The sequence below is a fragment of the bacterium genome, assembly GCA_035549195.1.
Taxonomy (GTDB): Bacteria; Oederibacteriota; Muellerivitia; order Muellerivitales; family Muellerivitaceae; genus DASZRK01.
The window spans coordinates 69,890-94,907 of sequence record DASZRK010000023.1; the positions used below are offsets into that span (position 1 = coordinate 69,890).

Consider the following 25,018-nt stretch of genomic DNA (forward strand, 5'->3'; position numbering starts at 1 on the left):
ACTATCGCGCCTGGTCGATGAGCTGGTCCAGGCCCTGGATGGTGGGGTTCTTGTCCGGCGTTGGGTCCAGCGCCTTGGCTTTGAGAAGATAGCCCAAGGCCTCCTTCTTGCGGCCGTCGGACAGCTTCAAGGCCCCCAGGCAATACCAGCTTTCCGGGCATTGGGGGGCTTTTTCCACCGTCGCCTTCAAGAGATCGAAGGCCTCCGGGTGCTTCCCCTGCCGGTAAAGATCCAGGGCCCTTTGGGCCTGGAACTTGGCGGTGAAGGAAGGGTCCAACCCAAAGGACCGGTCCTCCTGTTCCTGAGCCTCTTTTTCCTTCCCCAATTTCCTCAGGGCCGAAGCCCAATTCAGCCGGAAGAGCGGGTTGGAGGGGTCCAATTCGCAGCAGCGCCCATAGGCCTTTTCGGCCTCTTCGGAGGCGCTTGGGTCGAAGGCTTCCAGGGAAGTCTGAACGCGACCCAGGTTGTTGTAATAGTAGGAATTGAAGGGGCTCATCCGCAGCGTTTCCCGGTATTGGCCGAGGGCCAGGATCAAATGGCCTTGGCGCAGGGAAGGATCGATCTGGCTTCGTTGCTCGTAGGCCAGTCCCAGGTAAAGACGGTATTTGGTCTCCAAGGGGCAAAGGGCGACGGCCTTTTTCATGCGGGCGATCTCGTAGTCCGAATAGGCCAGGGCGGTGGAACGCTCGGTGTCTTCCGGAAGGCGGGTCAGGGCTTGGGACGCGGCGGTCCCCCGGGCGAAATCAAGGTCGGCGCAGAAGCGGGTGACCGGAAAATAAAGTCCGACCGCCAGGAAGAGGATGAGGAAGGCCCTTTCCGCCAGGGCCCAGGCCGAAAGCGGGCCCGGGGATACCGGCGGCTGCGCCTGGCGGTGGCGGTTCTGCACCAGGGCGAGGGAAAGGACCCAAAGCAGGTCGAGGGCGGCCACGTCGAAGCTGAAAAGAGCTTGGACCTGATAGGCCGCCCCGCAGGCCAGGCCCGCCGTGACCCAGCGTTTTTCCTCCGGATCCCCTGAGCGGAGCCGTCCTATCCCCATCCAGGCCCAGGCCGCCAGGACGGCGAGATAGGAGAGGACGCCGGGGAAGCCGGTGGTCGAGGCCAACTGCAGCCAGAGGTCATGGGCCATGCGGGAACTGACGAAGAGGCCGTCGGTCCGGTTGAAGTCGGTCCCGCTATAGGCGGGGAAAGCGATCTTGAAGCAGTCCAAGCCCACGCCGGTCCAAGGGTGTTCCAGGGCCATTCTCCAAGCCGGCCCCCAGATGGGGAGCCTGGAATCGGCCAGGCTTTGATGGATCCCTCCCAGGGACTGCGCCAAACGGGCCAGGAACCCGTGGCCGACGGCGAAAAGTAGCCAAGCTCCGCCCAGGACCAGCGGACCAAGGACAAAAGGGCCCAGGGAAGTCATCTTGGCCCGCCCACGAAGACGCATTTGCGGGTCCCGGAAGGTCAAAAAGGACCAAAGCCCAACGCCGACCAGGGCCGCGAGGAATCCTCCCCGGCTTCCGGTGCAAAAAAGACCCAAAAGGATCAGAAGAAAGCCGCCGGCCAGGACCCCAGGGGACTTTCTTCGAAGGATCGAACTTAAATTGACCGCCAAAAGGGCCAAACCCACGGCCCGAAGGAGAAAAAGGACGGGGCCGGACCAGTTGAGGTCGGGCCGACCGGCCAAGTGGGGGCCCGAAATGAAAAGAAGGAGGAGACCTATGGCCATGGCGGACCAGGAAAGCAGTTGCCATTCGTTCGAGCGGGGAAATTCCCCCCGTTCCTTCGAACACCAGCCCAAATAAAGGGGGATCGACATGGCCAGGTAGGCCGAAAGGAAATTCGGATTGCCCAAACCGGCGAATTCCCGGCTCGGGTTGACCGAACCCGGATTCCAGGCCACCAGGTCCCAGCCGAAATGCTGGGCCAGGGCGTAAAGGGAGGAAAGAAGGGCCGTCAGACCGTTGAAAAAGACCAGTTTTTCGAAGAGGGAAGGGGTCAGGGAACGGCCGTAAAAAAGAAAGAGGACGGAGATCACCGTCAAGGTCGCCAGGCCGTTGAAGTTCTCGTAATCCCCCAGGAGGCTCGTTCGCCAACTCAAACTGGTCATGGGAAGGGAAGCGGCGACTTGGGTCGCTAAAAAGACCATCCAAGCGATGGAAAGCGGCGTTGGGCCCTCCGAATGGATCTTTTTCAGTGAAAATAGGGCCATTCCAAGCGCTGTCAGGGTGAGAAAAGTGATCTTGGGGAGCTCGAATTGATCGTGCGCCGCGATCAGGAAGACCAAAGGGATGTAAAAAATGGGGAAAATCGAAAAAAGTTCGGTGGCTCGGGGACCCGAAGGGAATCTCACGAAGGTCATCCTTCCAAGTTGGGATCGGCGCGGTCCATTCTATCCTTTTTCCGGATGAAGTTCGGATCGGCGATCGGACGCGTGAGAAATATTTCTGCGTTCCGTTCCGGTTTTTTTGTTTGAAATCCCGTTCAAAACTTTTATACTTTCAGAAATCGAAAATTTTTCAGGTTTCACCCTTTTTTCCCCGGTCCCAGGCCATTTTCCCCGGGTTTTATATGTCTCCCGATGGTTGGGGAGTTGTCTCTAAAAAAACACAAGGGAGTTCGCTTTTTAATGAGCGATATCATCAGTCCGCACTGGCACATCGAATTCTACGCCCCGGACGAAGCCCACATGCGGGGCATCACCAAGATCTACGCTTCCGAACAGACCAAATACCAAAAAGTCGAAGTCATCCAGTCCACCCATTACGGTAAATGCCTCATCCTGGACGGCCATATGCAGTCCGCCCAAGGGGATGAGTTCATCTATCACGAGAACCTGGTCCATCCGGCCATGGTCTCCTGCCCGAACCCCAAGAAAGTGGTCATCATCGGGGGCGGGGAAGGGGCCACCCTTTACGAGGTCCTGCGCCACAAGACGGTGGAAAAGGCCTGGATGATCGATATCGACCAACGGGTGGTGGAGCTCTGCGACAAGTACATGCCTGAATGGCACCGGGGGGCCTTCAAGGACAAACGTACCAAGCTCCTTTTCCAGGACGGGCGCAAGTTCCTCGAGAAGAGCAAGGAAAAGTTCGACGTCATCATCATCGACATCCCCGAACCCGTCGAGGAAGGGCCCGCCTACCTCCTCTATACGGAAGAGTTCTACCGGATGGTTTCCAAGAAACTGGCCCCCAACGGCATGGTCTCCCTTCAATCGGGCTGTTCGGCCGAGAAGGAACTGCGTTGCCTGGCGGCGGTGCACAACACCCTGAAGCGGGTCTTCCCGGTGGTCTATTCCTGGCCGGCCAACGTGCCTTCCTTCGACATCCCCTGGAGCTTCACCATGGCCTCCAACTCGATGGACCCCAAGGCCCTTCACCGGGACCAGGTGGACCGCATCATCAAGGAACGGGGCATCGGCAAGCTCCGTTATTACGACGGTGAGACCCACGAGGGCATCTTCTTCATCCCCAAATACATCCGGGACGCCTTCAAGGCTTCCTCCGAGATCATCAAGGACGATAAACCCCTGACCTACCGCTTCATGGGCGAGGAGAAGAACTCGAGATAAATGTTAAACGACGGCCAAGACAAAACCCCCCTCTTTGACGCCATCGTCAGCTACGCCAACGACAACAAGATCTCCTTCCATACGCCCGGCCACAAGCACGGCAAGGGCATCCTGAAGAAATTGCGCTCATTCGTCGGCGAGAAGGTCTTTCAACTGGACCTGTCGGTCATGAGCGAGATCGACTCCCTTCACGAACCATCCACCGTCATCAAGGAAGCCCAGGTGCTGGCCGCCAAGGCCTATGGGGCCGATTATTCCTTCTTCCTGGTGAACGGCACCACCGGGGGCAACCAGGCCATGATCCTCTCGGTCTGCGACCCGGGGGACAAGATTATCATCCCCCGCAACGCCCACAAATCGGTCATCTCGGCCGTCATCCTGGCCGGCGCCGAGCCGGTCTATATCATGCCCAAGATCGACGAGGGCACGGACCTGATCCTCAACCTCACCGCCGAACAGGTGGATGAGGCCCTGCGGCAGAACCCGGACGCCAAGGCGGTCCTGGTGACGACGCCCACCTATTTCGGGCTCACCGCCGATATCGAGGCCATCGCCGAGGTGGTGCACCAATACGACAAGATCCTGCTGGTGGACGAGGCCCATGGCGGTCACCTGCATTTCCACCCTGACCTTCCCAAGTCGGCGTTGGACGCGGGAGCCGACATGTGCGTGCAGTCCACCCATAAGCACCTGGCGGCCCTCAGCCAGGGCTCGATCCTCCACGTGAAGGGGGTGCGGGTCGATATCCTGCGGCTCAAGACCACCCTGCAGATGCTCCAGACCACCAGTCCTTCCTACGTCATCCTCGCCTCGCTGGACGTGGCCCGTTACCAGATGACCCATGGCGGGGATCAGGCCTTGGGCGAGGTCATCCGCCTCTGCGAGGAGACCCGGGCCCAGATCAACCAGATCCCGGGGCTTCATTGCGTCACCCGTGACGAGGTCCGCCAACTGCCGGGCATGGACCTGGACCCCACCAAGATCACCCTCTCCACCCGGGGCCTGCCCTGCTCGGGCTATGACATGGCCAAGATCCTCAATGCCGAATACGGCATCCAGACCGAGATGTCCGACTTCAACCATGTGCTTCTTTTCGTGTCGTTGGGGAACAGCGCCAAGGAATTGAAGCTTTTCGTGAAGGCCCTGCGGAAGATCGTGGTGGACTACAAGGACATGTTCCTGAACACCAAGAAACGCAAGCGCATCGTGTTCCCGACCCTCATGCCCCGCAAGGAAGTGAACCCCCGGGAGGCCCTCACCAAGCTCACCCGCAAGATCCCTTTCAAACGTTCCGTGGGGAAGGTCTGCGCCGAGATCGTCTGCCCCTATCCGCCGGGCATCCCGGTGCTCTGCCCGGGCGAGGTCATTTCCCAGGAGATCTACACCTACCTGATGAACGTGCTGGATTCGGGCGCCCGCATCAACGGCCAGTCCGACGGCCGCCTCCAGACCATCAAGGTCCTGGAGGAGAACCCCGCCCAAGCCTCCCCCCAGAAGAAGCTCTTCGCCATCGGTTGATGCCCGTCCTTGCCGTACCTTTCCCCGGAGCCTCCCATGACCAAGAATGACCTGAGGGGTTTCCTCCAAGGCCATCGTTTGGGCGTCCTCGCCACCGTTTCACCCGAAGGGGAACCCCAATCCGCCGTAATGGGGATCGCGGTCACCCCGGACCTGGAGATCATTTTCGACACGGTGAAAAGCAGCCGAAAATGGAGGAACCTCCAGTCGGACCGGCGTGTCTGCTTGGTGATCGGTTGGGACCAGGAAAGAACGGTCCAATATGAGGGGCTCGCCGATGAACCCGCCGGAGAGGAACTGGATCGGCTGCGGGAAATCTATTTCACCGTTTTCCCGGACGGCCGGGAACGGGCGGGTTGGGAAGGGATCACCTATTTCCGGGTCCGTCCGAAATGGATCCGGTTCAGCGATTTCAACCCACCCGGGAAGATCGTGGAATTCACGGAGAAGGACCTGAGGCGGTAGGAAAAGCGGTTCAGCCCGCCAGGGTTTGGGCGATCTGCTGGAAGCTCCGGACGCAGTTGCGGCCGCCGGCCTTGGCCTCGTACATGGCCTTGTCGGCGCGGTCGATGAAGGTCACCCCGCCGATGCCCTCGGTGCCCTCATAGGTGTCCACCCCGATCGAGACCGAGACCTTCAGGGTCTTGCCACGCACCATGATCTGGTAGTTGCCCAGGGTCTCCTGCAGGCGGCGGGCCAGGATCATGGCCCCGTCGGCGGCGGTGGCGGGCAGGATGGCGATGAATTCGTCCCCGGCATAACGGGCCACCAGGTCGGTGGTCCGGAAGAGACCGGACAGTTTCTGGGCGATTTGCTTCAGGAACTGGTCCCCGACCGAGTGGCCGAACTGGTCGTTGATCTCCTTGAAATGGTCCAGGTCCAGGAATATCAGGGAAAGGGGCTGGTGGTAGCGCTTGGCCCGGTTGAGCTCGTAGTCCAGGATCTGGTTGAAGTAGCGGCGGTTATAGAGGCCGGTCAGGGTGTCCTTGAGGGCCATCTCCTCGACCTTGGTGAAGAGCTTGGCGTTCTCGATGGTCAGGGCGGTCTGCCGGGCGAAGATGGTCAGGATCTCCCGCAGGAGGTCGGCGGCGGGCCGCTCGAAGACCAGGACCCCCACCAGGTTGTCGCGGATCTCCAGGGCGATCATTTCGGGGGTCTTCAGGTCGAATTCCTTCTCGAACAGTTCCAAAAGGCGTTCCGGGGCGGGGATGGCCTCGGTCAGGGTGTGGGTGGTGTGGGAGAAACGCAGGAGGTCCGACTCCTCCTCGAGGGTCAGCAGCACGCTGGTCTTGGCGACCTTCTCCTCGGAGAGGCCGATGGAGGAGGCGCCGAGCAGGCTGAAGGAGGACTCGTCCTTGATGAGGATGGCGGCCTTGGAGATGCCGGTGCCGCTCTTGAGGCCGCGGAGGATCGACTTGAGGAGGGCGGGCAGGGGTTTGGAGAACTGGAGCTCGGCGCTGGCGTGATACAATGACATCAATCCTTGGCGGATATCACCGCCAGGCTTGGTGTTGGAGGAATTCAAGGGATCTTGTTTCCGGGCCCCATGGGCAGATGGGCCGGTCTTTTTGGTCGGCAATTTGGGTCCGTTGTCAGACGGATTTTGGCGTCGGAAGGCGTTGCTGGGGGCTATTATCGGGACGCCAAATGCCAGGGGAAGCCGAAAAGAGGGCTGTTTTTGGAAAATGTTTTCCTGTTCCGGGCAAGGACCCCATTTCGGTCCTGAAAAGCGGTTTTTTGATCGTCGCACGAAGTAAAGAAACGATAAAGATATCCACGATCCAGGAAAGGGAGATCCCTTGAGCAAGCGTCCCGTTGTCCTCATCACGGGTGGGGCCGGTTATATCGGGAGCCACGCGGTCCGCGAAGCCCGGAACAACGGCTTCGAGCCCGTCTGCTACGACAACCTCTCCACCGGCCACGCCTGGGCGGTCCAGGGCTTCACCCTGGTCAAGGGGGAATTGGCCGACCGCAAGAAGCTCCTGGCCGCCTTCAAGAAATTCAAGCCGGTCGCGGTGATGCACTTCGCCTCCCACATCGCGGTGGGTGAATCGGTGGCCGATCCCCAGAAGTATTACCGGGACAACCTCACGAACGCCATGAACCTGCTGTCGGTCATGCTGGAGCGGAAGGTGCGCTTCTTCATCCTTTCCTCCACCGCCGCCACCTACGGCGATCCGGTGGAGGTGCCCATCCCCGAATCCCATCCTCAGGTCCCGGTGAACCCCTATGGGGACTCCAAGTGGATGCTGGAGCGGATCCTCACCTGGTACGACAAGGCCTATGGCCTGCGTTCCACCTTCCTTCGCTATTTCAACGCCGCGGGCGCTGACGCTTCTGGGGCCATCGGCGAGGTCCACGATCCCGAGACCCATCTCATCCCCCTGGTGCTGGACGCGGCCATGGGACGTCGGCCCCAGATCAGCGTCTTCGGGGAGGATTACCCAACCCCCGACGGAACCTGTGTGCGGGATTACATCCACGTGACCGACCTGGCGGGCGCCCATTTTTTGGCCCTGAAACGCATGATGGAGAAGGACAAGAGCGACTTCTTCAACCTGGGGACGGGCAAGGGCTATTCGGTGAAAGAGGTCATCGAGAAGACGGAAGAGGTCACGGGGAAGAAGGTGCCCGTGGCGAAGGGTCCGCGTCGCGCCGGGGACCCGCCGGAGTTGGTGGCGAAGTCATCGAAGGCCATGGAGGTCCTGGGCTGGAAGCCGGTCCATTCGGACCTGGAGAACATCCTGAGGACGGCCTGGGCCTGGCACCAGAATTACTTTGGGAAGAAGAAGGCCAAAAAATGAACGGCCAAGGCTTGGCCGCAAATTGGCGCAGATCAACGCGAATTTTTTGACGGAAAATCAAAAGGTGTAGGATCTAGGTTTTAATCCAGCGCTCATTCGCGCAAATTCGCGGCTCAGGACCCGGCTTTTGGGTGTCAGCCGTTGGTCTTGATGAAGACCTTTTCCCGATAGAACTTCAGCTCTTCCACGGTCTCCAGGATGTCGTCCAAGGCCTTGTGCTTCTGCTTCTTCAAGGGCGCCTGGAAATCGGGTCCGTACCAGCGTTTCACCAGTTCCTTGATGGTCGAAACGTCCACCAGCCGGTAATGAAGATAGGCCTCCAACTTCGGCATGTACTCGATGAGGAACCGCCGGTCCTGGTAGATGGTGTTCCCGCAGAGCGGGCTCGACCGCTCGGCGCAATGCTCCCGCACGAAGTCCAGGATCCTCTTTTCGGCCTCTTCCAGGGAAATGGCCGATTCTTTCACCGCCTTCGTCAGCCCCGATTCCCCATGGTGCTTCTTGTTCCAGTCGTCCATGTGGTCCAGCACCGAGTCGGGCTGGTGGACGGCGATGGAGGGGCCCTGGGCCACCAGGTTCAGGTCCTTGTCGGTGATCAGGCAGGCGATCTCCAGGATGACGCAGGTCTTGGGGTCCAGGCCGGACATCTCCAGGTCCATCCAGACCAGGTGGGTGCTCGATTGGGGCATATTGATCCTCGTAAAGGTGTTGGTCGAAAACCCCAAGATATTAGCCGCAAATCAGCGCAAATCGTCGCAAATGTTGAAGACTAAAAGATGTTAATTCTTAAAAGACCATTATGAAGATCAAATTTTGAATTCGCGTAAATCTGCGCCAATTTGCGGCCAAGGATTCGGTCCTGTCTTACCCGGGCCGATTCGCGGCTAGGTCGTCGGTGTCTTCCTTCGCTCAAAAAGGTCCTTCGACGAGCGGATCCGGTCCAGGAAGAGGATGCCGTCCAGGTGGTCCATCTCGTGCTGGAGGGCCACGGCCTCGAACCCTTGGGACCGCACCTGGACCTTTTCCCCCTTTTCGTTCCAGGCCTCCAGGGTCAGTTTCTGGGCCCGCTTCACGTTGGCCAGAAGGTCGGGGAAGCTCAGGCAGCCCTCCCGGCCGGCCTTCCATTGGGTGGCTTCCAACACCTTCGGGTCCACCAGCTTGAGGAGGCCTTGGCTCTCATGTCCCCGGTTGGAGCGGGAAACATCCACCACCAGGCAGCGCACCGCGTGGCCGATCTGGGTGGCGGCCAGCCCCACGCATCCCGGATGGGCCAGCAGGGTGTCGGTCAGGTCCGCCAGGGCCTGGGCCACGCGGGGGTCCGTCGGCGGGACATCGGGGGCCTTTTCCTTCAAGGCGGGATGGGGGTAGGTGAGGACGGGGCGGACGGCCATGGTCAGAGTTCTTCCGTGTCCTGGGCCTGGAAGGTGATCTCCACCTTCAGTTCCTTCTTGAGCGCCTCCAGGTCCTTGGCGAAGGCCGCGGCGGAAGCGGCGTCCGGCGCGTCCAGGTCCACCGCCAGTGAATAGAGCGGGCCCGAGGGGCCGTTCGTCACGTGGGTGCGAAGGTCGGTGATGTTCATCTTCCGGTCGGCGGCGGCCTGGGTGACCCGATAGACGATCCCCGGATGGTCGAGGCCATAGACCACCAGGGTGTGGGGAAGGCCCGCGTCCTTCGAAGCGGCGGCCTCGGAGGGGTTGAGCACCCGCACCGAGTGGGTCAGGCCGAGCTTTCCGGCCACGGCCCCGAGGGCCTCCTCCAACTGGGAGAGGGCCAAGCCCTCGGGCAGGGAGACCAGGAGCAGCACCGCGAAATCCCCGCGCAGGCGGGTCATGCTGGAATCCTCCAGGTTGCAACCCACTTCGAAAAGCACCTTGGACAGCGCGGCCACGATGCCGGGGCGGTCCTGGCCGATGGCGGAAATGGCGATGAGGGGTTTCATGGGAACTCCCGGACGGGGAATAACGGCACCCCTTTTTACCATGAAGCCAAGGAGAAACGACACACCCTTTCGCCGCAAATTTACGCAGATCGCCGCAAATGGTGACGGTATTGGATCTTGAGGATGTCAAAGTCATTGAACCAAAAGAAAAGATATTATTTATTTGCGAAGATCCGCGCAGATTTGCGGCCAATGTCTTTGTTCCAGATTGTGGATGGGTCGATCTGCGGCGAAGTCTTGGCTGGAAATAAAAAACCCCCAAGACCGGTGGCCTTGGGGGTCGGGAACGGCCGTGGGGCCGGGTTTAACGGGCGGCGGACCCGAACACCCGCGAGATGGCGAAGTCCGGGTTGTCGCTGAACATCTTGGAGGCCATAGGGTCGGACTTGACGGCCGCCCGGACCAGGTCCTTGGCCACGTCCACGTTGTCCTTGGCGAAGGACAGGATGGCGGTCTTGGCCTCGGCCGGATCGGTCTGGGTCACCAGCTTCAGGATGGCCGCGATGTTCTTCTCGACCTTGTCGAAGAGCACGTAGCGCAGCAGGATCGCCAGGCGGCGCTTGCTGAGCTTGGGGTTGGGGGCGATGTTGTTGGCGATGGCGTTCATGAAGTCGATGTAGTCGGCGATCGCGTCGTCGCGGCTGGCCTCGTCCTGCATGCTCTGGCTGGCCGCCAGGGAGAACTTCTTGTCCTGGCCGCTCCACTTGACCTTGGTCGTCTTCTCCACCTTGCCCATGTAGTCGCCCATGAAGGTCCCGGTCCTCACCTCGCCCCGGTAGTCATAGATGGGGTCCTTGGTGAGGTAGAGGGCGCAAAGGCGCAGCACCTGCACCTCCATCGGGTTGAAGGTCACGAAGGCGCCCTTGCGGACGGCCTCGCCGGAGACGAAGGACATGACGAAACGGTCCTCGAAGAAGTCCACGAAGTTGCGCAGGGGCTCGATCAGGATCGGAGGGATGATGTGTTTCCCTTCCCAGTCGCGATTGAAGAGGTTGGTGTGGATCTTCAGGATCTTCTCCAGGGCCGCCAGGACCGCCGGGGGGGTGCATAGGCTGTCCATGGGATCGCCCTGGTCGGGGAACTGCTTGGAAAGCAGGATGCGGGAGGCGGAGAAGGGGACCCGCATGGCGGAGGTATCGGCGGCCTTCACGCAGACGTTGTTGGTGGTCTCGATATCGACCTTGATCTGCTGGATGACGACCTGTTCGAAGAGGGGGCCGGAAGAGGGGGGCGCCACCGAGGCCACGCCCGAATCGGCGTTCTCGATCTCCTGCTTGCACTTGACGACGCTCTGGAATTTCTCCTCCACCTGCTTGCCGTTCTCGGAGATCTTGCCCATGAGGGGCATGATCGGCGAGAGGATCTTCTGCAGTTCGGCGGCGCTGGACCCGATCTTCGACTCGGCGACCTTCAGCGTCGCCTTTTCCTGGTCGCTCAGGCTGTCGCCCTTGGTCCAGATGACCGAGATGGTCCGGAGGATGTCCATGGCGACCTTGGCGCCCTGCCCGGAGGCGGCGTTCAAGGCGGCGATGACCTTGGGGGAGTTCTGGTCGATCTGACCGATGGACAGGACGACCTCACCCTTGACCTGGTCCATCTTCCGCTTCCACTCGTCGCGGATCTTCTGGCCGTCCACGGGGGAGGTCTTCATCATCACTTCGGCCTTGGCCATTTCCTGTTGGCATTTGAGGACCACCTGGTACTTCTCCTCGACCTGCCGGCTTTGTTCGGAGATGACGGTCATCTGGGTCTGCAGTTCGTCCAGCCACTTGGCCATGCCGCCGCCGGCGGTCCCCACCTTGCCCTCGAAGGCCTTGAGGAAGGCCAATTCGGGCTCGGAGGCGGAATCGCCCCGGCTCCAGATGGCGGAGACCTTCTTGAGGATCTCCATGGCGGTCTTGGCGTTCTTCCCGGCCGGTTCGTTCAGCGCGACGATGAACTTGGGGAAGTTGGAATCCATCTGGCCGATGGCCATGCCGATCTCGGTGCGGAACTGGGTCATCTTGCGCTTCCACTCGTTCTTGACGTAGCTGTTGTCCGAACCGGAGGCGTTGCGCAGGTCCCGCTCCCGTTCCTTGCCCATCTTGAAGGAGACCAGCTCGTTGCGGGCGATGGCCAGGAACTTGTCCACCACGCAATAGGCCGGGGCGGGGATCGTCTCGGGATCGCGGGCGGAAAATGATTTTAGGAGGGTGTCATAAAAAGCGGTGGGGAGGAGTTCGATCTGCTTGGTCTCCTTCTCCAGTTGGACGGTGATCCGGTCCCCGATGGCCCCGGTGCAAAGGAAGGTGGATTGCTCGGGATTGAGGTTGTTCAGGCAGTTGGCGACGAGGAAATCCACCAGCGCGTTGTAGGCGTTGCGTAGTTTGTCCGAGCGGAATTTTTCGGCGGTGGCGGAGGTGTCGGCGTCGTTGGCGAAGAAACGGATGTTGTCCTCGACCTTGTCCCGGACCTCACTGTCCACCCCTTTCATAAGCTGTTCGTAATGGGTGCCGGTGACGGACTGGGTCGCAGTGGACATAAAAGGAAGCCTCCGGAGGGCGAAATGGAAAAACTTGGGGAACGTCATTATATAACAGGGAGGCCCATTTTATAGCCCGGACCTTTTTTTTGTTGCGTCCTATATGAAAATTAAACCTAAGCAGGACCGAAGGCCGGGGGTGGGGCGCCTTGAAACTAAAAACAAGGCGCGGGTTTTAAGGCCGGTTTACCGTTTGAAGATTTCGGGAGGGGACCGGGGCGCGATCCGGCCGGGAGATTCGGGCTTGTTTTTTATGGGAGCCGTGCTTCAATAAGGACCGCTAAAACCCCTGAGCCAGGAGAGGCCATGCGATTCACCAGCGATAGCTTCAGCGACGGTTCCCGTTTGAGGGACGAGTACACCTTCCTCAAGCCCCACCTCAGCCACCACGCGGAGTTGGCCAGGAACCGGAACCCCCATTTCTCCTGGGGCGAGATGCCCGAAGGCACCAAATCCCTCGCCATCATCATGCAGGACATGGATGCCCCCACCAGCCGGGACTTCGTGAACAAGGTGGGGAAGGTGGTCCCCTACGAATATCCCCGCACCGAGTTCTACCATTGGGGGGTGGTGGACCTGGACCCCAAGACCTTCATCCAGCAGGCCGAATTCAGCAAAGAGGTCACGGTCAAGGGCAAGCCCGGCCCGGCCGGTCCCCGCGGGACCCGGCATGCCATCAATGATTTCACCGAGTGGTACAAGGGGAACGCCATCATGGAAGGCACCTACTGCGGCTATGACGGCCCCGCGCCGCCCTGGAACGACGAGAAGCTCCACACCTATATCTTCACCCTTTATGCCTTGAAGGAAAAACGTTGCCCGGTCGAGGGCAACTTCACCTGCAAGGACATCCTGAACGCCATGACGGGCTTGGTGCTGGACAAGGCCACGCTCAAGTGCACCTTCGCCATTTTCCCGAAGGCCAGGGCCTAAGGCAGCGCCTTAGGGTCCAGCGACCAGAGCCATTTCCAGTTCCCGCCGCGCTTCTCGAAGGCGGCCAGCCCGGCGGTGGGGAAGGTCATGGCGTCCGCGGCCGGGTCCAGCGCCTGGGCCAGGTCGGCCACGAAGGGCAAGTGGGTCACCAAGACCAGCGACTCCCCCGCGAAGGAAGCCAGGTCCCGCAGGACCGATTCGACGTCGCCCTCCGGTTTCAGGTCGTCCCTTTCGGCCTGGGCCGCATCCGCGCCCCCCGAAGCCTCCAGGAAGATCCTCGCGGTCTCCACGGCCCGGGTCTTGGGGCTGTGCCAAGCCGCGGCGACCTGGATCCCCTGGTTCCGCAAATGTTCCCCGATCCTCCGTACTTCGTCCTTTCCCTGGGTCGTGAGGCTCCGAAGGGAATCTTGTTCGGCGTGGGCGGCTTGTCCATGGCGTAAAAGGAAAAGTTTCATCGCATAGTTCCTTCAAGAAATAGGGGGCGTCGGATAGGAAAGGGGAGATGGCCGGATTATAGGCCGAGCCCCCGGGGAAGGCCTAGCCGGCGGGGCGGACGATCCGTCCGAAAAAGGGGTTTCATCGGCCCTTGGGGCCCCCCGGGCCTGAGGCCCTATTTTCCTGGTTCCTTATTGGGGCCAAATCCATAAACTATCGCCGCTTTGGCTGTTGTTCCCGTAATGACGGATAAATAATTCTCACAAAGGGTTTTCCATGGCCTCCTTCGTCCAATTCCCCAAGGATTTCCTCTGGGGCGCCGCCACCAGTTCCTTCCAGATCGAAGGCAGCCCGCTGGCCGACGGCGCGGCCAAGAGCAACTGGTATGGTTATACCCAGACCCCCGGCAAGATCGCCAACGGCGACACGGCGGACCTGGCCTGCGATCATTACCATCGTTATAAGGAGGATGTGGTCCTGATGAAAGAGATGGGCCTCCAGAGCTACCGCTTCTCTTTTTCCTGGCCGCGCATCGTCCCCGAACGCGGGAAGGTGAACCCAAAAGGGCTGGACTTCTATAAGAGGCTTTTGGACGAGCTCCATAAGGCGGGCATCACCCCCAACGCCACCCTCTTCCATTGGGAGATCCCGGACTGGGCCGAGGGCGGCTGGGTCAACCGCGAGACCGCGCTGGCCTTCAACGAATACGCCGAGGTGCTCTTCAAGAACTTCGGCAAGGACATCCCCTTCTGGGCCACCCAGAACGAGTCCGCCGTGACCGCCCAACTGGGTTATCTCTTCGGCTATTTCCCGCCGGGCCACGTGGACAAGAAGGAATTCGCCCTCGCGACCCACCACCTGAACCTGGGGCATGGCCTGGCCATGAAGACCTTCAAGGGCATGGGCCTGAAGGGCAAGATCGGGACCGTCGCCGCCCTGGCCCTCTTCTATACCTTGAGCGGCTCGGCCGAGGACAAGGCCTGGGCCAAGAACATGCAGGCCCTGCTGGTGGAAAGCTTCCTGGACCCCATGGCGGGGAAGGGCTATCCCGAGTTCTTCTTCAAGTTCACCGGGGAGTCCCCTTCCTATTATGAGAAGGACCTGAAGTCCATCGCCCACCCCCTCGACTTCCTGGGGGTGAACCACTATTTCCCGAACTACGCCAAAGAAGCCCCGGGCCTGAACATCTTCGACAACGACTTCTCCATGCCCGACGGGATGCCCATCAACGACCTCAAGTGGCCCATCGTGCCCGAGGCCCTCTACGACCTTTTGATGCACCTTAAGAAGGCCTATGGATGGGACATGTACATCACGGAGAACGGCATCCTGACCCGGGATTCGGAGCGTTCGATGGAAGAGATCCTGCAGGACGACGTGCGGGTGGATTACCTGGGACGCTACCTGGCCCAGGCCAAGCGGGCCATCGCCGACGGCGCGCCGCTCAAGGGCTATTACGCCTGGAGCTTCATGGACAATTTCGAGTGGTGCCACGGCTACGACCCGCGCTTTGGCCTCATCCACGTGGACTTCAAGACCCTGAAGCGCACCTTCAAGAAGAGCGCCCATTGGTACAAGAAGGTCATCCAGGACAACGGGTTCGACCTGGCCGGTCTCCCCAAGAACCCGCCCCACAAGATCCACCACGCAGAAGGCGCGGCGGCGCGGAACTTCTGAGTCGACGGTCGTTCTTTTGCCGTCATTGCGAGGGCTTGGTCCCCGCATAGGGGACCGGTTCTGCCCGTGGCAACCTCAGTTCCAAAATAAATACCTTCCTTAGGAAAAGGCGTATTTAGACTGGGATTGTACTGGGCCTTTGGCCCAGCACGCTTGGCCCGAGGGCCAACGCGCTTCAAGCCTGTCATGAACGAGCCACTATTCGTGGCTCATTCCTCGCAATGACAGCAAAATTGCGACGTGGCCATTGTTCTCGTAATGACACCTTCAAGGCGCGGCGGCCCGGAATTTTTAAACCTTTTGCCGCGAATTGGCGCGGATCGACGCCAATGAAGGATGTGGTAAAGTCGGGAAACCTTTATCTTTAATCGGCGAAAACTTGCGCTGATTTGCGGCCAACCGTCTTGCGGTGTCTTTAGGGCAGCTTCCCCAGGCAACTATTCGGGACGACCTCGAACCTATCCCTCCCCGGCCTTTTCCAAAGCCAATGGAAGTCCATGGCGACCTGCGGGTCCGAAGCGCGTTCCAGCCGCAAGACCACCGCGTGGGGGCCCGCTTTCAAGGCGACAGGCCCGTCGCCCAGGGTCCGGCCGTCCACCCGCAAGCTCCCCTCGTCCGACGTCACCAAATGAAATGAATAATCCCCGGACACCGGCGCTTCCAAGGTCCCACGCCATTCCATCGCGAAGGGCGGCCGAACACCGCCCAAGTCCCCCAAATTCGTGAAGTTGATGAGCGGGTCCGACCGCGGGGCCATGGGGGTCGTGGAAGTGACCTGGCCCCGCAATCCCCGGGCGAAGCGTAAGGGTTTGCCCGGCGTGGAGACGGTATAGAGGTTGGCCAAGGGAAAGCCGTCCGGGTCCTGCAGGGTTTCCGTCTCCCCGCCCGGATAAAAGGACTTCAAGAGCTCCAGGGTCGGACCCTTTCCCCGGTCCAGGGCGAAACAGACCTTGGAGAAAGCGGGGTCGAAGGCCAAGGCTCCGTGGGCCAGGTCCAGCTCGGCGACCTGGCGGGACCGGTCGTAGGCCAGGAACTCGGTGCTGTAGTGCAGGTAAAAGGCCGGGGCCAGGCGGTAGGAGCGGTCCGGGTGTTCCTCGATCCAGTGCCCCACCCAGGTGGGCTCGATGGAATGGGCCTTCCAGCATTCGGGGTCGTGGGCTTGGGTCCCGAAATAGGTCCGGGTGTTCAAGGCCAAGGCTCCCAACGCCAGCAGGCCCGCCGCGGCCGTCACCCATCCCGCACGCTTGGGCCCAAGACGAAGGGCCCGGGCCTTCCAGAGTTCCCAGCCTTGGGCGATGAAGAAGGCCGCGAAGGGGGCGGCTCCGATCATGCGGTGCAATTGGGCCGGGTCCCGGGTCAGCAGGCCGGGGAGCAGCATCACCAGGAAGCCCGTCAGGGCCAGGGCTTGGGGCCTTTGCCGCCGGCGGCCCAGCGCCCAGGCCAACCCGAAAACGAAGAACGGGCCCGAGATGTCGTCCAGTACCCGATGCCCGGGGATGTTGTTCCGGGGGTGGGGGTCGCCGATGGCGTTGAACATCAGGGCGGTGCTCACGACCTTGTTCCAAAGGGGGCCCAGGCTTCCCTGCTCGGCGACGGCGCTGCCGATGAAGAGTTCCTTTTCCCGCCCTTTGAACAGGCCGTGACCCATCCAGTCCTGAAAGACCGGCCAAGCCAGGAGCAGGAAGACCGCGCCGAACCAGATCAAACCGGCCCGGCGGCGCCGCAAGAGCCCCGGCTGGCCCCGCTCCTCCAGCAAAAGGAGGAAGGGGACCAGGGCCAAGAAGACCTTATAGGCCTGGTAGCCATAGAGCCCTCCGGCAAAAAAGATCCCCGCCAGGACGAAGTCCAGGACCTTTCCCGACCGCAAGGCCTTGGTCAGGAACGCCAGGGTCCCGAACATGAAGAAGGGCACCAGGATGTTCAGGTAGCCGTTGCGGCTGAAGGTCAGGTCCCAGCGCATGACGGCCAGGAAAAAGAGCGTCCCCAGGGCGATCCGGGGCCCGGCCCATGGGCGGAAGGTCCAGTAGACCAGGGGAAAAGTGGCGAACGAGACCAGGGCGAAGAAAAGCACCAGGTGGGCTTGGCTGGATCCCACCAGGGCGAACCAGGCGGCCAGGGGATAGACCACCAGGGAAGGCACGGGGGCGAAGTCGCCCAGGATGAAAGGGGGACGGATCCCTTCATGCAAAAGCCGCAGGGCGGCCAACCCCAACCCCGCCGGGTCGTAATAAAGCCCCTCGGGAACCTCTCCAAGGCGGTCCAGCCTCAAGACGGCGGCCAAGAGGAGAATGAGGATGAAAAAGGCGGCTTCGGTCCGGGGGGCCAGGGGCGCGGGCGGCCGGGGGGGCGTCTTCTCCAGGCTTCCCAGGAAAAGGAAAAGCGCCGCCCCATAGGCGGTCAGTCCCAAGGCCAAGGTCACCGGGTGGGCGCCTTGGGCCAGGGCCCATTGGCCCAGCGCGGCCAGCAGGGCCGACAGGGGGAGGAGAGCGGGAGAGGTCAGGGTCATCGGGGGCCTTGGGCGCGAGGGTGCCCCCATTATAGGAAGAGCGCCCGCCTTAGCGGGAGGGCGCGACCTTCCCGAAATAGGCGTTGGGGATCACTTCGAACTTGTCCTGGCCGGGTCTTTTCCAGGCCAGGGTGAGGGCCGAGAAATAACCTGGGGCCATCCGCAGTTCGAGGTCCAGGGAATGGGAGCCCTGGGACAGGGGAACCTCCACGGGCCCTTGGCCGGGGAGGACCTCTTTCCCGTCCAGCTTCAAGCGCGCTTCGTCCCCGCTCTCGCTCAAAAGAAGGAAGGCATAGCGTCCCTTCTCGGGCGCCTCCAGGCGTCCCGTCCAGGCGCAAAGCCCCCCCGGGTCGGCGAAGTCGCTCTTATAGGTGAAGTTGACCACCGGGTCCCATTGGATGGTCCGGCTCCCGCCCGGCTCCCCATATTCGGCCCGCAGGCCCCGGTCCAGGGGGAACCAGGTCAAATGGTCCTGGTCGAGCGGCGTCCAGGACCCGCCGTCCCGTTGGAAGAAGAGCTGGGGTTTTTTCCGGCGCTCCACCCGCAGGTCCAGCGCGATCGACTGGAAACCCCGGTCGAGGCGAACGTCCTCCCCGGGGCGCAGTTTCCGTCCGTCCAGGGTGAAAGAGGCGGCGCATCCGGGTCCGGCCTGGAAACGGTAGGAACCCCCGGCCCCGGCGAAGAAGCATCCGTGGAAAAGGCGGGTCCCGCTTTGGGGGGAGAGGTCGGCGGGGAAACGGGGATGGACCAGTTCCCGGCCGCCGCGGGTCCGTTCGGAAAGTCCCCGGACCGCCGCCAGTTCCTCCCGGGAGACGGTGAGCCAGGTCGCCAGCACCGGTCCCTCCCCGTCCCGCACCTCCTCCACCCGCGCCTTGGGGTAGAGGGCCTTGAGCAGGGCGGTCCATCCGGCCTTTCCTTCGTCCATCACGAAACAAACGCCGTTCTTTTGCGGGGCGCAAGGGGGGAAGACCAGTCCGCCGGGCCAATCCAGTTTGGCGTAGTCCTCCGGATGGTCCTGGTCGAGGAATTGGATGGTTCGGTGGGCGAAGAAGCGGGGGGAAAGGCAGAAGTCGTACCGGTCGCCCTCGGCGGCGATCCTTTGCCCCACCCGGGTCAGGGCGATGTCCGAGTCGTTGCGGAAGACGGGGTCCTGGGCGAGGGAGAAGAAATACTGGTGGAAGTTCTGCCCCCCCAGCGCCAGCGCGCCCGCCACCAGCGCGAAAGCCTTCGCCTCCCGGGAAAGGGATGGGAAAGAACGCCGGAAGGTCGCCACCGCCAGGGCGGCCAGGTAGGCCAGGAAGGGGGTGAGGCTCAGCACCCGGCGCACCGAGGTGGGATCCAGGGTCAGCAGGCCGTTGAGCGAAAGCACCGCGCAGGCCAAGAGGGCGTCGAGGGCCCAGCGCTCCCGGTAGGACCGCAGGGCGATCCCGAAACCCAGCACCCAGAGGACGGCCGTGCCATCGTCGAACATCCGGTGGCCCTGGAAGTTGGCGTAGGAGGCCGGGTCCCCCCGGCGGTTGAACTGCAGGGCATAGGCCGCCAGGTTGTGGAAGAGGGGTGCCAGGCTTTTCGCCCGGGCGATCTCGGGGCCGATGAAAAGGCCCATCTCGTAGCGGCCCACGCTGCCCTGGGAGAACCAGTGGACGAGGAGGGGGGACAGGAGGAGGAAGGCCACCGCGGCCCCCAGGGCCAGCCCCCGGGTATTGCGCCGCAGCAGGTCCCGGTCCCGCAGGGCTTCCAGGATCAAGAGCAACGGCGCCATCAGGCCGAAGACCTTGTAACCGTGGTAGGTGTAGAAGCCCAGGGCGAAGAAGGCCCCGGCCAGGGGGAAGGCCCAGGCCTTGCCGGTCCTCAAACCGTGGAGCCAGAAGGCCAGGGTGCCGAAGATGAAGAAGGCCACGTGGTTCACCGGGTAGCCGATGTGCGAATAGGAGGCGTCCATGCGCATGACCGCCAGGAGGAAGAGCCCGGCCAGGGCGGTGAAGGGGCCCGCCCATTGGCGGAAGGTCCAATAGATAAGGGGGAAGGGCACCAGGGCCAGCAGGACGTAGAAGAGCCTGAGGGAATGCACCGTAGCGGGCATGAACTTGAACCAGAGGGCACAAAGGTAGAAGAGGTAGGCGGGGTGGGTGGAGTAGTCGTCCTCCAGGAAGGGCCGCCAATGGTCGTGCAGGATCCGCAGGCCCCCCAGGCCGTCGGAGCTGGAATCCACCCATTGGCCGGGGGGGATGTCGTCCAGGTGATAGAGGCGGAAGAAGGCGGCCAGGCCGAGGATCGCCAGGAACCAGAAGGCCTCCCCCCGGATCTTTTCGTCCCGGGCCGGCGGGGCCGGGCTTTGAGCCGCGAAACCCGCGGCGCCCGCCAGCAATAGGAGAAGGCCGGGCCAAAGGGTCCAGGGGGTCTGGGCCTGGGCCAGGAAGCCTTGGCCCAGGGCGGCCAGGCCGAGGAAGAAGAGGAGGGGGTTTCGCATGGTCGGCCCTGATTATAGGTTCAATTCCCGATCGCTGAAACTTGACCCGGGTCATTGATAAGGCCCTTTTTAGGTCCTAATTTGTGAGTGGCCAAAAGCCAAAATCATTTTGAACCACAGAGGGCACAGAGGTCTCAGAGAAAGCAAGTTCCTTGGAAAGGCCCAGATCCTTCCAGGTCCCAATCGTCTTCTCTGTGTCCTCCGTGCTCTCCGTGGTGAAAAGGTCTTTGATCATGGATATCAATCAATTCACCCTGAACGCCCAGCAGGCGGTCCAAGCCGCTCAATCCTTGGCCTCCGAATACGGCCAACAGCAGGTCGATAACGAACACCTGTTCCTGGCCCTTTTGCGCCAGGAAGAGGGCGTGGTGGTCCCCATCCTCAAGAAGATCGGGGTGGAACCTTCTTATTTAGAGGCCCAACTGGAGAAGGACATCGCCGGGCTCCCCAAGGTCGAGGGGGGCGGGCAGATCTATGTCACCCCGCGTCTCGCCAAGACCCTCGATGAGGCCCATAAAGAAGCCAATAAGATGAAGGATGAGTACGTCTCCACCGAGCACCTGCTTTTGGCCTTGCTCGAGGCTCCCGGCGCTCAAGGGCACCCGGAGGATTGGGGCGTGAAGCGGGCCATCAAGACCCACAAGCTCACCCGCGATAAGGTGCTTTCGGCCCTGACCGAGGTGCGGGGCAATACCCGCGTGACCGACCAGAACCCCGAAGCCAAGTACCAGGCCCTGGAGAAGTACGGGAAGGACCTGACGGACCTGGCCCGCCGGGGCAAATTGGACCCAGTTATAGGAAGGGATGAGGAGATCCGCCGGGTCATCCAAGTGCTTTCCCGCCGCACGAAGAACAATCCGGTGCTCATCGGCGAACCGGGCGTGGGCAAGACCGCCATCGCCGAAGGGTTGGCTGGGCGCATCGTGTCCGGTGACGTGCCGGAAGGCCTCAAGGGCAAGAAGGTGGTGGCCTTGGACCTGGGGGCCATGGTGGCCGGCGCCAAGTTCCGGGGCGAGTTCGAGGACCGGCTGAAGGCCTTCTTGAAAGAGGTCACCTCCAGCGAGGGCAAGATCATCCTCTTCATCGACGAACTCCATACCCTGGTGGGGGCCGGCAAGGCCGAAGGCTCCATGGACGCTTCCAATATGTTGAAACCCGCCTTGGCCCGGGGGGAACTCAGGGCCGTGGGTGCCACCACGCTCGATGAATATAGGAAGTACATCGAAAAGGACCCGGCCCTGGAACGCCGCTTCCAGCAGGTCTTGGTGGGCGAGCCCTCGGTGGCCGATACCATCTCCATCCTGCGGGGCCTCAAGGAACGCTACGAACTGCACCATGGGGTGCGCATCCAGGATTCGGCCCTGGTGGCCGCGGCCGTCCTCTCCAACCGCTACATCACCAACCGCTTCCTGCCCGACAAGGCCATCGACCTGGTGGATGAATCGGCTTCCAAGCTCCGCATCGAGATCGATTCCATGCCGGTGGCTTTGGACGAGGTCGAACGCAAGGTGCGCCAGCTCGAGATCGAGAAACAGGCCCTTCAAAAAGAGAAGGACGAGGCCTCCAAGGACCGTTTGGCCAAGCTCGAAAAAGAAATGGCCAACCTCAAGGAAAGCTCCGCGGGCATGAAGGCCCGGTGGCAGAGCGAGAAGAAGGTCATCCAGGATATCCAGAAGGCCAAAGAGGACCTGGAAGCCTTGAAGCTCCAAGAGACCCATTTCGAGCGGGAAGGGAAGCTCGATAAAGTGGCGGAGATCCGCTACGACAAGGCCCCGAAACTCCAAAAGGCCTTGGATGACCAATCGGCCAAGCTGGCCGACCTGCAAAAGAAGGGCGCTCTTCTGAAAGAAGAGGTGACCGAGCAGGAGATCGCCGAGGTCGTGGCCAAGTGGACGGGCATCCCGGTCTCCAAAATGATGGAAGGGGAGACGGAAAAGCTCGTGAAGATGGAATCCAAGTTGAAGGAACGGGTCGTGGGGCAGGATGAGGCGGTCTCCGCCGTGTCCAACGCCATCCGCCGGTCCCGCTCGGGGCTGGCCGACCCGAATCGTCCTCTTGGTTCCTTCCTCTTCGTGGGGCCTACGGGCGTGGGGAAGACCGAATTGGCGAAGGCCTTGGCGGGCTATCTCTTCGACGACGAGAAGATGATGATCCGCATCGACATGAGCGAATATATGGAAAAACACTCGGTGGCGAGGCTCATTGGGGCCCCTCCGGGCTATGTGGGCTATGACGAGGGTGGGCAATTGACCGAGGCGGTCCGCCGCCGGCCTTACTCCGTCGTGCTCTTTGACGAGGTCGAAAAGGCCCACGCGGACGTGTTCAACGTGCTTCTTCAGGTCTTGGATGACGGCCGTTTGACCGATTCCCAAGGCCGGGTGGTGGATTTCAAGAACACGGTCCTCATCATGACCAGCAATATCGCCAGCGCCGCCATCATGGAATCCAAGAAGTCGGATGCCGACCTCAAGGACCAGTTGATGAAGGAATTGCGACAGTTCTTCCGGCCCGAATTCCTCAACCGTATCGATGACATTGTGATCTTCCATCGGCTTGGGGAAGACCAGTTGGAGGCTATTGTGAATATCCAGTTGGAAGGCCTGAAAGCCCGCTTGGCGGACAAGAAGATCAAGCTGGAGATGTCCAAAGGCGCTTTAGCGTATCTCGCGGAACGAGGCTACGACCCCGTCTTCGGGGCTAGGCCCTTGAAGAGGCTCATTCAGCATGAATTGGTCGATGTTTTGGCTCTAAAACTTCTTGATGGAGAGATAAAAGAGGGAACTACGGCCAAAGTCGATGCAAAAGGCGATGGGCTCATTATTAAGTAAATTGGATGGGGAGACCTGCCCTGAGCTTGTCGAAGGGTCAAGGAAGGTCTGACTACTAGGGTATCTTTTTTTAAATAATATTTTCGAATTTACCTAGTGTGCTAATCGAATCATAAACGCTTGTTGGCTAACCTGATATTTTGAAGCCAATTCCTTTATTTGATCTTCGTCATCCAAGTCAATTTGATATTTATTTAAATCTTTGGAAAGTAGTTTTGTTGGCATAAGTAACTCAGAAGCAAAAAGGTTGGCCTCCCGCTCTTTTTGATAATCGATATGGGTGTCGTTCCCGCGATAATTTACACTTATTGTTTTATCGACCATTAAATCGCCTTGGTGCAGTAAGTAGTGACCTATTTCATGGGCGATTGTAAAACGTTGACGATTTGGATGATGTTGTGAATTTACCCCTATAGTTGCGCGATCACCGTGCCGAATTAAAACACCTGAAAATTTTCCATCGTATGATTGGTACTTAATATCTACGCCAAGTTGGCTGGCAACTTTCTCAACGTCTACTGGCAGTCTGCTGATACCAGCCATTTTCAATAATTTTTCTACCCGTTTTGTAATCTGTTCTTGAGTCTCGTTTTTACTAACAGCCATTTTATTTATTCTCCTGTTTCGAAATTATCGATTTTATCCACTTTTTATCATAGTCAGAAATACCTGTGGCTTTATCAACCACCTCTACTGCGGAAACAGTTGGTAGTATTTTTTTGGGCAATAATTTCGATGGGTGAATTCCAAGTTCTTCGGCCAAGTCCCACAGCGTGTGAACGAGAATTTTTTGTCGCCCTTTTTCAATGTTTGTAATTGAGGTTCTGGTTAAGGAAACGGCCTTGGCAAGTTGGGTTTGGGTGCGGTTTTTGGATTGTCGGAGTTTACTAATTTCTTTCCCGATTTGGGAGTAGAGCTGAGCGGAATCGACCATGACCCAAAAATAACATCTCGGAGGTGAGGTGTCAACGAGATAAACAGTTTGTTATATAAACATATAAAAATAAAATGTTTCCGTTGTTGACGTTCTCTTGGGCTGGCGGTAGAATTTCTCCGTTGTTAAATTTATTGGTGGATCAAGATTGTGGGAAAGGAGGGGGCCCCTTATTACAAGGGGAGGTGATGATTGAGTTTTTGTTTAGGTCGGGGAAGAGCCCGAGTGAGAAGACTAAACGGGACGTTGTTTGTAAAACGCCAACGCAGACCACCCTCAGCAGTACTCGCAGCAAAATCCCTCAAAGCTTAAAGAGCGATTATTCCGAGTGCCTTATTGGTTTTGGCCAATTTAATGGTGCAAAGCTCGAAACGATTTAATGAAGCCAGCGATGGCAACTTAAGATGATTAACCAAGTAGCGGTCAGGGAAATTATGAAAGTGAGACAGGTCCAGCGGTGGGGGATCCCCTGTAAGTGTCTGGTTAATGCTTAAGTAAGTCATTCAAAGTTCATAAGTCGTTGCCTGCCTCGGGATAGTCCTCCTAAAAATACTAAAAGGAGGATTTCCAATGGAAATTCTTACAAAAGTTGATGAAACCATCTTGGTGGAAGGAGCCGGCTTGTCCGAGCTTCTTAAAATCACCATCAAGAATGGGTCTAAACTTCAAGAAATCGTTGAAGTTGTGGCCAAGAAAGGGGGGTTCTCTCCCAAGGAAGCCTTCCTTTTCATTGAGGACCAAGAGGGTCCTTTGAACCTGGAGCTTGTCATTGACGAGAAGTACGACAGGAAACGGGTTCACCACGTTCATCGGGCCAAGACGATCGAAGTGATCGTTTTCTACGAACGAGGGGAAAAGAAGCGGAGTTTCTCCCCTTCGACCACCGTAGGAAAAGTT

19 protein-coding genes are annotated in these 25,018 nt (G+C 60.0%); 8 read left to right on the plus strand and 11 right to left on the minus strand.

Annotated elements, in window-relative coordinates; all coding sequences use genetic code 11:
- Position 1: 1 nt before the first annotated feature.
- On the minus strand, positions 2–2,269 hold the full coding sequence (locus VHE12_06780) for an O-antigen ligase family protein (GenBank protein ID HVZ80496.1): 2,268 nt from the start codon (positions 2,267–2,269) through the stop codon (positions 2–4).
- A gap of 342 nt (positions 2,270–2,611) precedes the next feature.
- On the opposite strand from VHE12_06780, the gene speE reads away from it, so the two are divergent.
- The 3 genes from speE to VHE12_06795 are packed head-to-tail and all read left to right on the plus strand — an operon-like array spanning position 2,612 to position 5,539.
- A complete protein-coding gene (gene speE / locus VHE12_06785; GenBank protein ID HVZ80497.1) occupies positions 2,612–3,556 on the plus strand; it encodes a polyamine aminopropyltransferase in 945 nt (314 codons plus the stop codon).
- Positions 3,557–5,074, plus strand: coding sequence for an aminotransferase class I/II-fold pyridoxal phosphate-dependent enzyme (locus VHE12_06790; protein ID HVZ80498.1), 1,518 nt, complete (start codon positions 3,557–3,559; stop codon positions 5,072–5,074). It abuts the gene before it with no gap.
- A gap of 36 nt (positions 5,075–5,110) precedes the next feature.
- On the plus strand, positions 5,111–5,539 hold the full coding sequence (locus tag VHE12_06795) for a pyridoxamine 5'-phosphate oxidase family protein (GenBank protein ID HVZ80499.1): 429 nt from the start codon (positions 5,111–5,113) through the stop codon (positions 5,537–5,539).
- A gap of 10 nt (positions 5,540–5,549) precedes the next feature.
- On the opposite strand, the gene VHE12_06800 is transcribed toward VHE12_06795, so the two are convergent.
- Entirely contained in the window at positions 5,550–6,551 is a 1,002-nt protein-coding gene (locus VHE12_06800) for a GGDEF domain-containing protein (protein ID HVZ80500.1), read from the minus strand.
- Positions 6,552–6,873: 322 nt separating this feature from the next.
- On the opposite strand from VHE12_06800, the gene galE reads away from it, so the two are divergent.
- The gene (gene galE / locus VHE12_06805; GenBank protein HVZ80501.1) at positions 6,874–7,878 is read left to right on the plus strand and encodes a UDP-glucose 4-epimerase GalE; all 1,005 of its coding nucleotides are present in this window, start codon (positions 6,874–6,876) and stop codon (positions 7,876–7,878) included.
- Between the two features lie 134 nt (positions 7,879–8,012).
- On the opposite strand, the gene orn is transcribed toward galE, so the two are convergent.
- The 4 genes from orn to VHE12_06825 form a co-directional block, all read right to left on the minus strand.
- Positions 8,013–8,567 carry an oligoribonuclease gene (gene orn, locus VHE12_06810; GenBank protein HVZ80502.1) on the minus strand — a complete coding sequence of 185 codons (555 nt, stop codon included), beginning with the start codon at positions 8,565–8,567 and terminating at the stop codon, positions 8,013–8,015.
- 195 nt (positions 8,568–8,762) lie between these two features.
- Complete coding sequence (gene def / locus VHE12_06815; GenBank protein HVZ80503.1) at positions 8,763–9,269, minus strand: peptide deformylase; 507 nt, start codon at positions 9,267–9,269, stop codon at positions 8,763–8,765.
- Between the two features lie 2 nt (positions 9,270–9,271).
- A complete protein-coding gene (locus VHE12_06820; protein ID HVZ80504.1) occupies positions 9,272–9,817 on the minus strand; it encodes an ACT domain-containing protein in 546 nt (181 codons plus the stop codon).
- A gap of 304 nt (positions 9,818–10,121) precedes the next feature.
- Positions 10,122–12,338 (minus strand): hypothetical protein, encoded by a 2,217-nt coding sequence (locus tag VHE12_06825; GenBank protein HVZ80505.1) that lies wholly within the window; start codon positions 12,336–12,338, stop codon positions 10,122–10,124.
- 306 nt (positions 12,339–12,644) lie between these two features.
- Here VHE12_06825 and VHE12_06830 point away from each other — a divergent pair, with 306 nt between their 5' ends.
- Positions 12,645–13,271, plus strand: coding sequence for a YbhB/YbcL family Raf kinase inhibitor-like protein (locus VHE12_06830; protein ID HVZ80506.1), 627 nt, complete (start codon positions 12,645–12,647; stop codon positions 13,269–13,271).
- On the opposite strand, the gene sixA is transcribed toward VHE12_06830, so the two are convergent.
- The gene (gene sixA, locus VHE12_06835) at positions 13,268–13,726 is read right to left on the minus strand and encodes a phosphohistidine phosphatase SixA (protein HVZ80507.1); all 459 of its coding nucleotides are present in this window, start codon (positions 13,724–13,726) and stop codon (positions 13,268–13,270) included. The two genes, VHE12_06830 and sixA, sit on opposite strands and share 4 nt — an antisense overlap.
- Before the next feature lie 256 nt (positions 13,727–13,982).
- Here sixA and VHE12_06840 point away from each other — a divergent pair, with 256 nt between their 5' ends.
- Entirely contained in the window at positions 13,983–15,383 is a 1,401-nt protein-coding gene (locus VHE12_06840; GenBank protein ID HVZ80508.1) for a GH1 family beta-glucosidase, read from the plus strand.
- Positions 15,384–15,798: 415 nt separating this feature from the next.
- On the opposite strand, the gene VHE12_06845 is transcribed toward VHE12_06840, so the two are convergent.
- Both VHE12_06845 and VHE12_06850 read right to left on the minus strand, forming a co-directional pair.
- Entirely contained in the window at positions 15,799–17,889 is a 2,091-nt protein-coding gene (locus VHE12_06845) for a glycosyltransferase family 39 protein (GenBank protein HVZ80509.1), read from the minus strand.
- Positions 17,890–17,938: 49 nt separating this feature from the next.
- Entirely contained in the window at positions 17,939–20,359 is a 2,421-nt protein-coding gene (locus VHE12_06850) for a glycosyltransferase family 39 protein (protein HVZ80510.1), read from the minus strand.
- Positions 20,360–20,592: 233 nt separating this feature from the next.
- Here VHE12_06850 and clpB point away from each other — a divergent pair, with 233 nt between their 5' ends.
- On the plus strand, positions 20,593–23,187 hold the full coding sequence (clpB, locus tag VHE12_06855; protein ID HVZ80511.1) for an ATP-dependent chaperone ClpB: 2,595 nt from the start codon (positions 20,593–20,595) through the stop codon (positions 23,185–23,187).
- Between the two features lie 93 nt (positions 23,188–23,280).
- Here clpB and VHE12_06860 read toward each other — a convergent pair whose 3' ends face one another.
- Complete coding sequence (locus tag VHE12_06860; GenBank protein HVZ80512.1) at positions 23,281–23,793, minus strand: ImmA/IrrE family metallo-endopeptidase; 513 nt, start codon at positions 23,791–23,793, stop codon at positions 23,281–23,283.
- Between the two features lies 1 nt (position 23,794).
- Positions 23,795–24,121 (minus strand): helix-turn-helix transcriptional regulator, encoded by a 327-nt coding sequence (locus tag VHE12_06865; GenBank protein ID HVZ80513.1) that lies wholly within the window; start codon positions 24,119–24,121, stop codon positions 23,795–23,797.
- 570 nt (positions 24,122–24,691) lie between these two features.
- On the opposite strand from VHE12_06865, the gene VHE12_06870 reads away from it, so the two are divergent.
- Positions 24,692–25,018 (plus strand): hypothetical protein (locus tag VHE12_06870; GenBank protein HVZ80514.1); only part of this gene is annotated, 327 nt, incomplete at its 3' end.

Excerpts from the sequence above, each read along its gene's own strand:
- VHE12_06845 (HVZ80509.1), bottom strand. The coding sequence starts at position 17,889 with ATGACCCTGACCTCTCCCGCTCTCCTCCCCCTGTCGGCCCTGCTGGCC.
- VHE12_06865 (HVZ80513.1), bottom strand. The coding sequence starts at position 24,121 with ATGGTCGATTCCGCTCAGCTCTACTCCCAAATCGGGAAAGAAATTAGT.
- sixA (HVZ80507.1), bottom strand. The coding sequence starts at position 13,726 with ATGAAACTTTTCCTTTTACGCCATGGACAAGCCGCCCACGCCGAACAA.
- VHE12_06850 (HVZ80510.1), bottom strand. The coding sequence starts at position 20,359 with ATGCGAAACCCCCTCCTCTTCTTCCTCGGCCTGGCCGCCCTGGGCCAA.
- VHE12_06790 (HVZ80498.1), top strand. The coding sequence starts at position 3,557 with ATGTTAAACGACGGCCAAGACAAAACCCCCCTCTTTGACGCCATCGTC.
- VHE12_06825 (HVZ80505.1), bottom strand. The coding sequence starts at position 12,338 with ATGTCCACTGCGACCCAGTCCGTCACCGGCACCCATTACGAACAGCTT.
- speE (HVZ80497.1), top strand. The coding sequence starts at position 2,612 with ATGAGCGATATCATCAGTCCGCACTGGCACATCGAATTCTACGCCCCG.
- VHE12_06820 (HVZ80504.1), bottom strand. The coding sequence starts at position 9,817 with ATGAAACCCCTCATCGCCATTTCCGCCATCGGCCAGGACCGCCCCGGC.
- orn (HVZ80502.1), bottom strand. The coding sequence starts at position 8,567 with ATGCCCCAATCGAGCACCCACCTGGTCTGGATGGACCTGGAGATGTCC.
- VHE12_06840 (HVZ80508.1), top strand. The coding sequence starts at position 13,983 with ATGGCCTCCTTCGTCCAATTCCCCAAGGATTTCCTCTGGGGCGCCGCC.
- clpB (HVZ80511.1), top strand. The coding sequence starts at position 20,593 with ATGGATATCAATCAATTCACCCTGAACGCCCAGCAGGCGGTCCAAGCC.
- VHE12_06795 (HVZ80499.1), top strand. The coding sequence starts at position 5,111 with ATGACCAAGAATGACCTGAGGGGTTTCCTCCAAGGCCATCGTTTGGGC.
- VHE12_06860 (HVZ80512.1), bottom strand. The coding sequence starts at position 23,793 with ATGGCTGTTAGTAAAAACGAGACTCAAGAACAGATTACAAAACGGGTA.
- VHE12_06830 (HVZ80506.1), top strand. The coding sequence starts at position 12,645 with ATGCGATTCACCAGCGATAGCTTCAGCGACGGTTCCCGTTTGAGGGAC.
- VHE12_06800 (HVZ80500.1), bottom strand. The coding sequence starts at position 6,551 with ATGTCATTGTATCACGCCAGCGCCGAGCTCCAGTTCTCCAAACCCCTG.
- def (HVZ80503.1), bottom strand. The coding sequence starts at position 9,269 with ATGGCCGTCCGCCCCGTCCTCACCTACCCCCATCCCGCCTTGAAGGAA.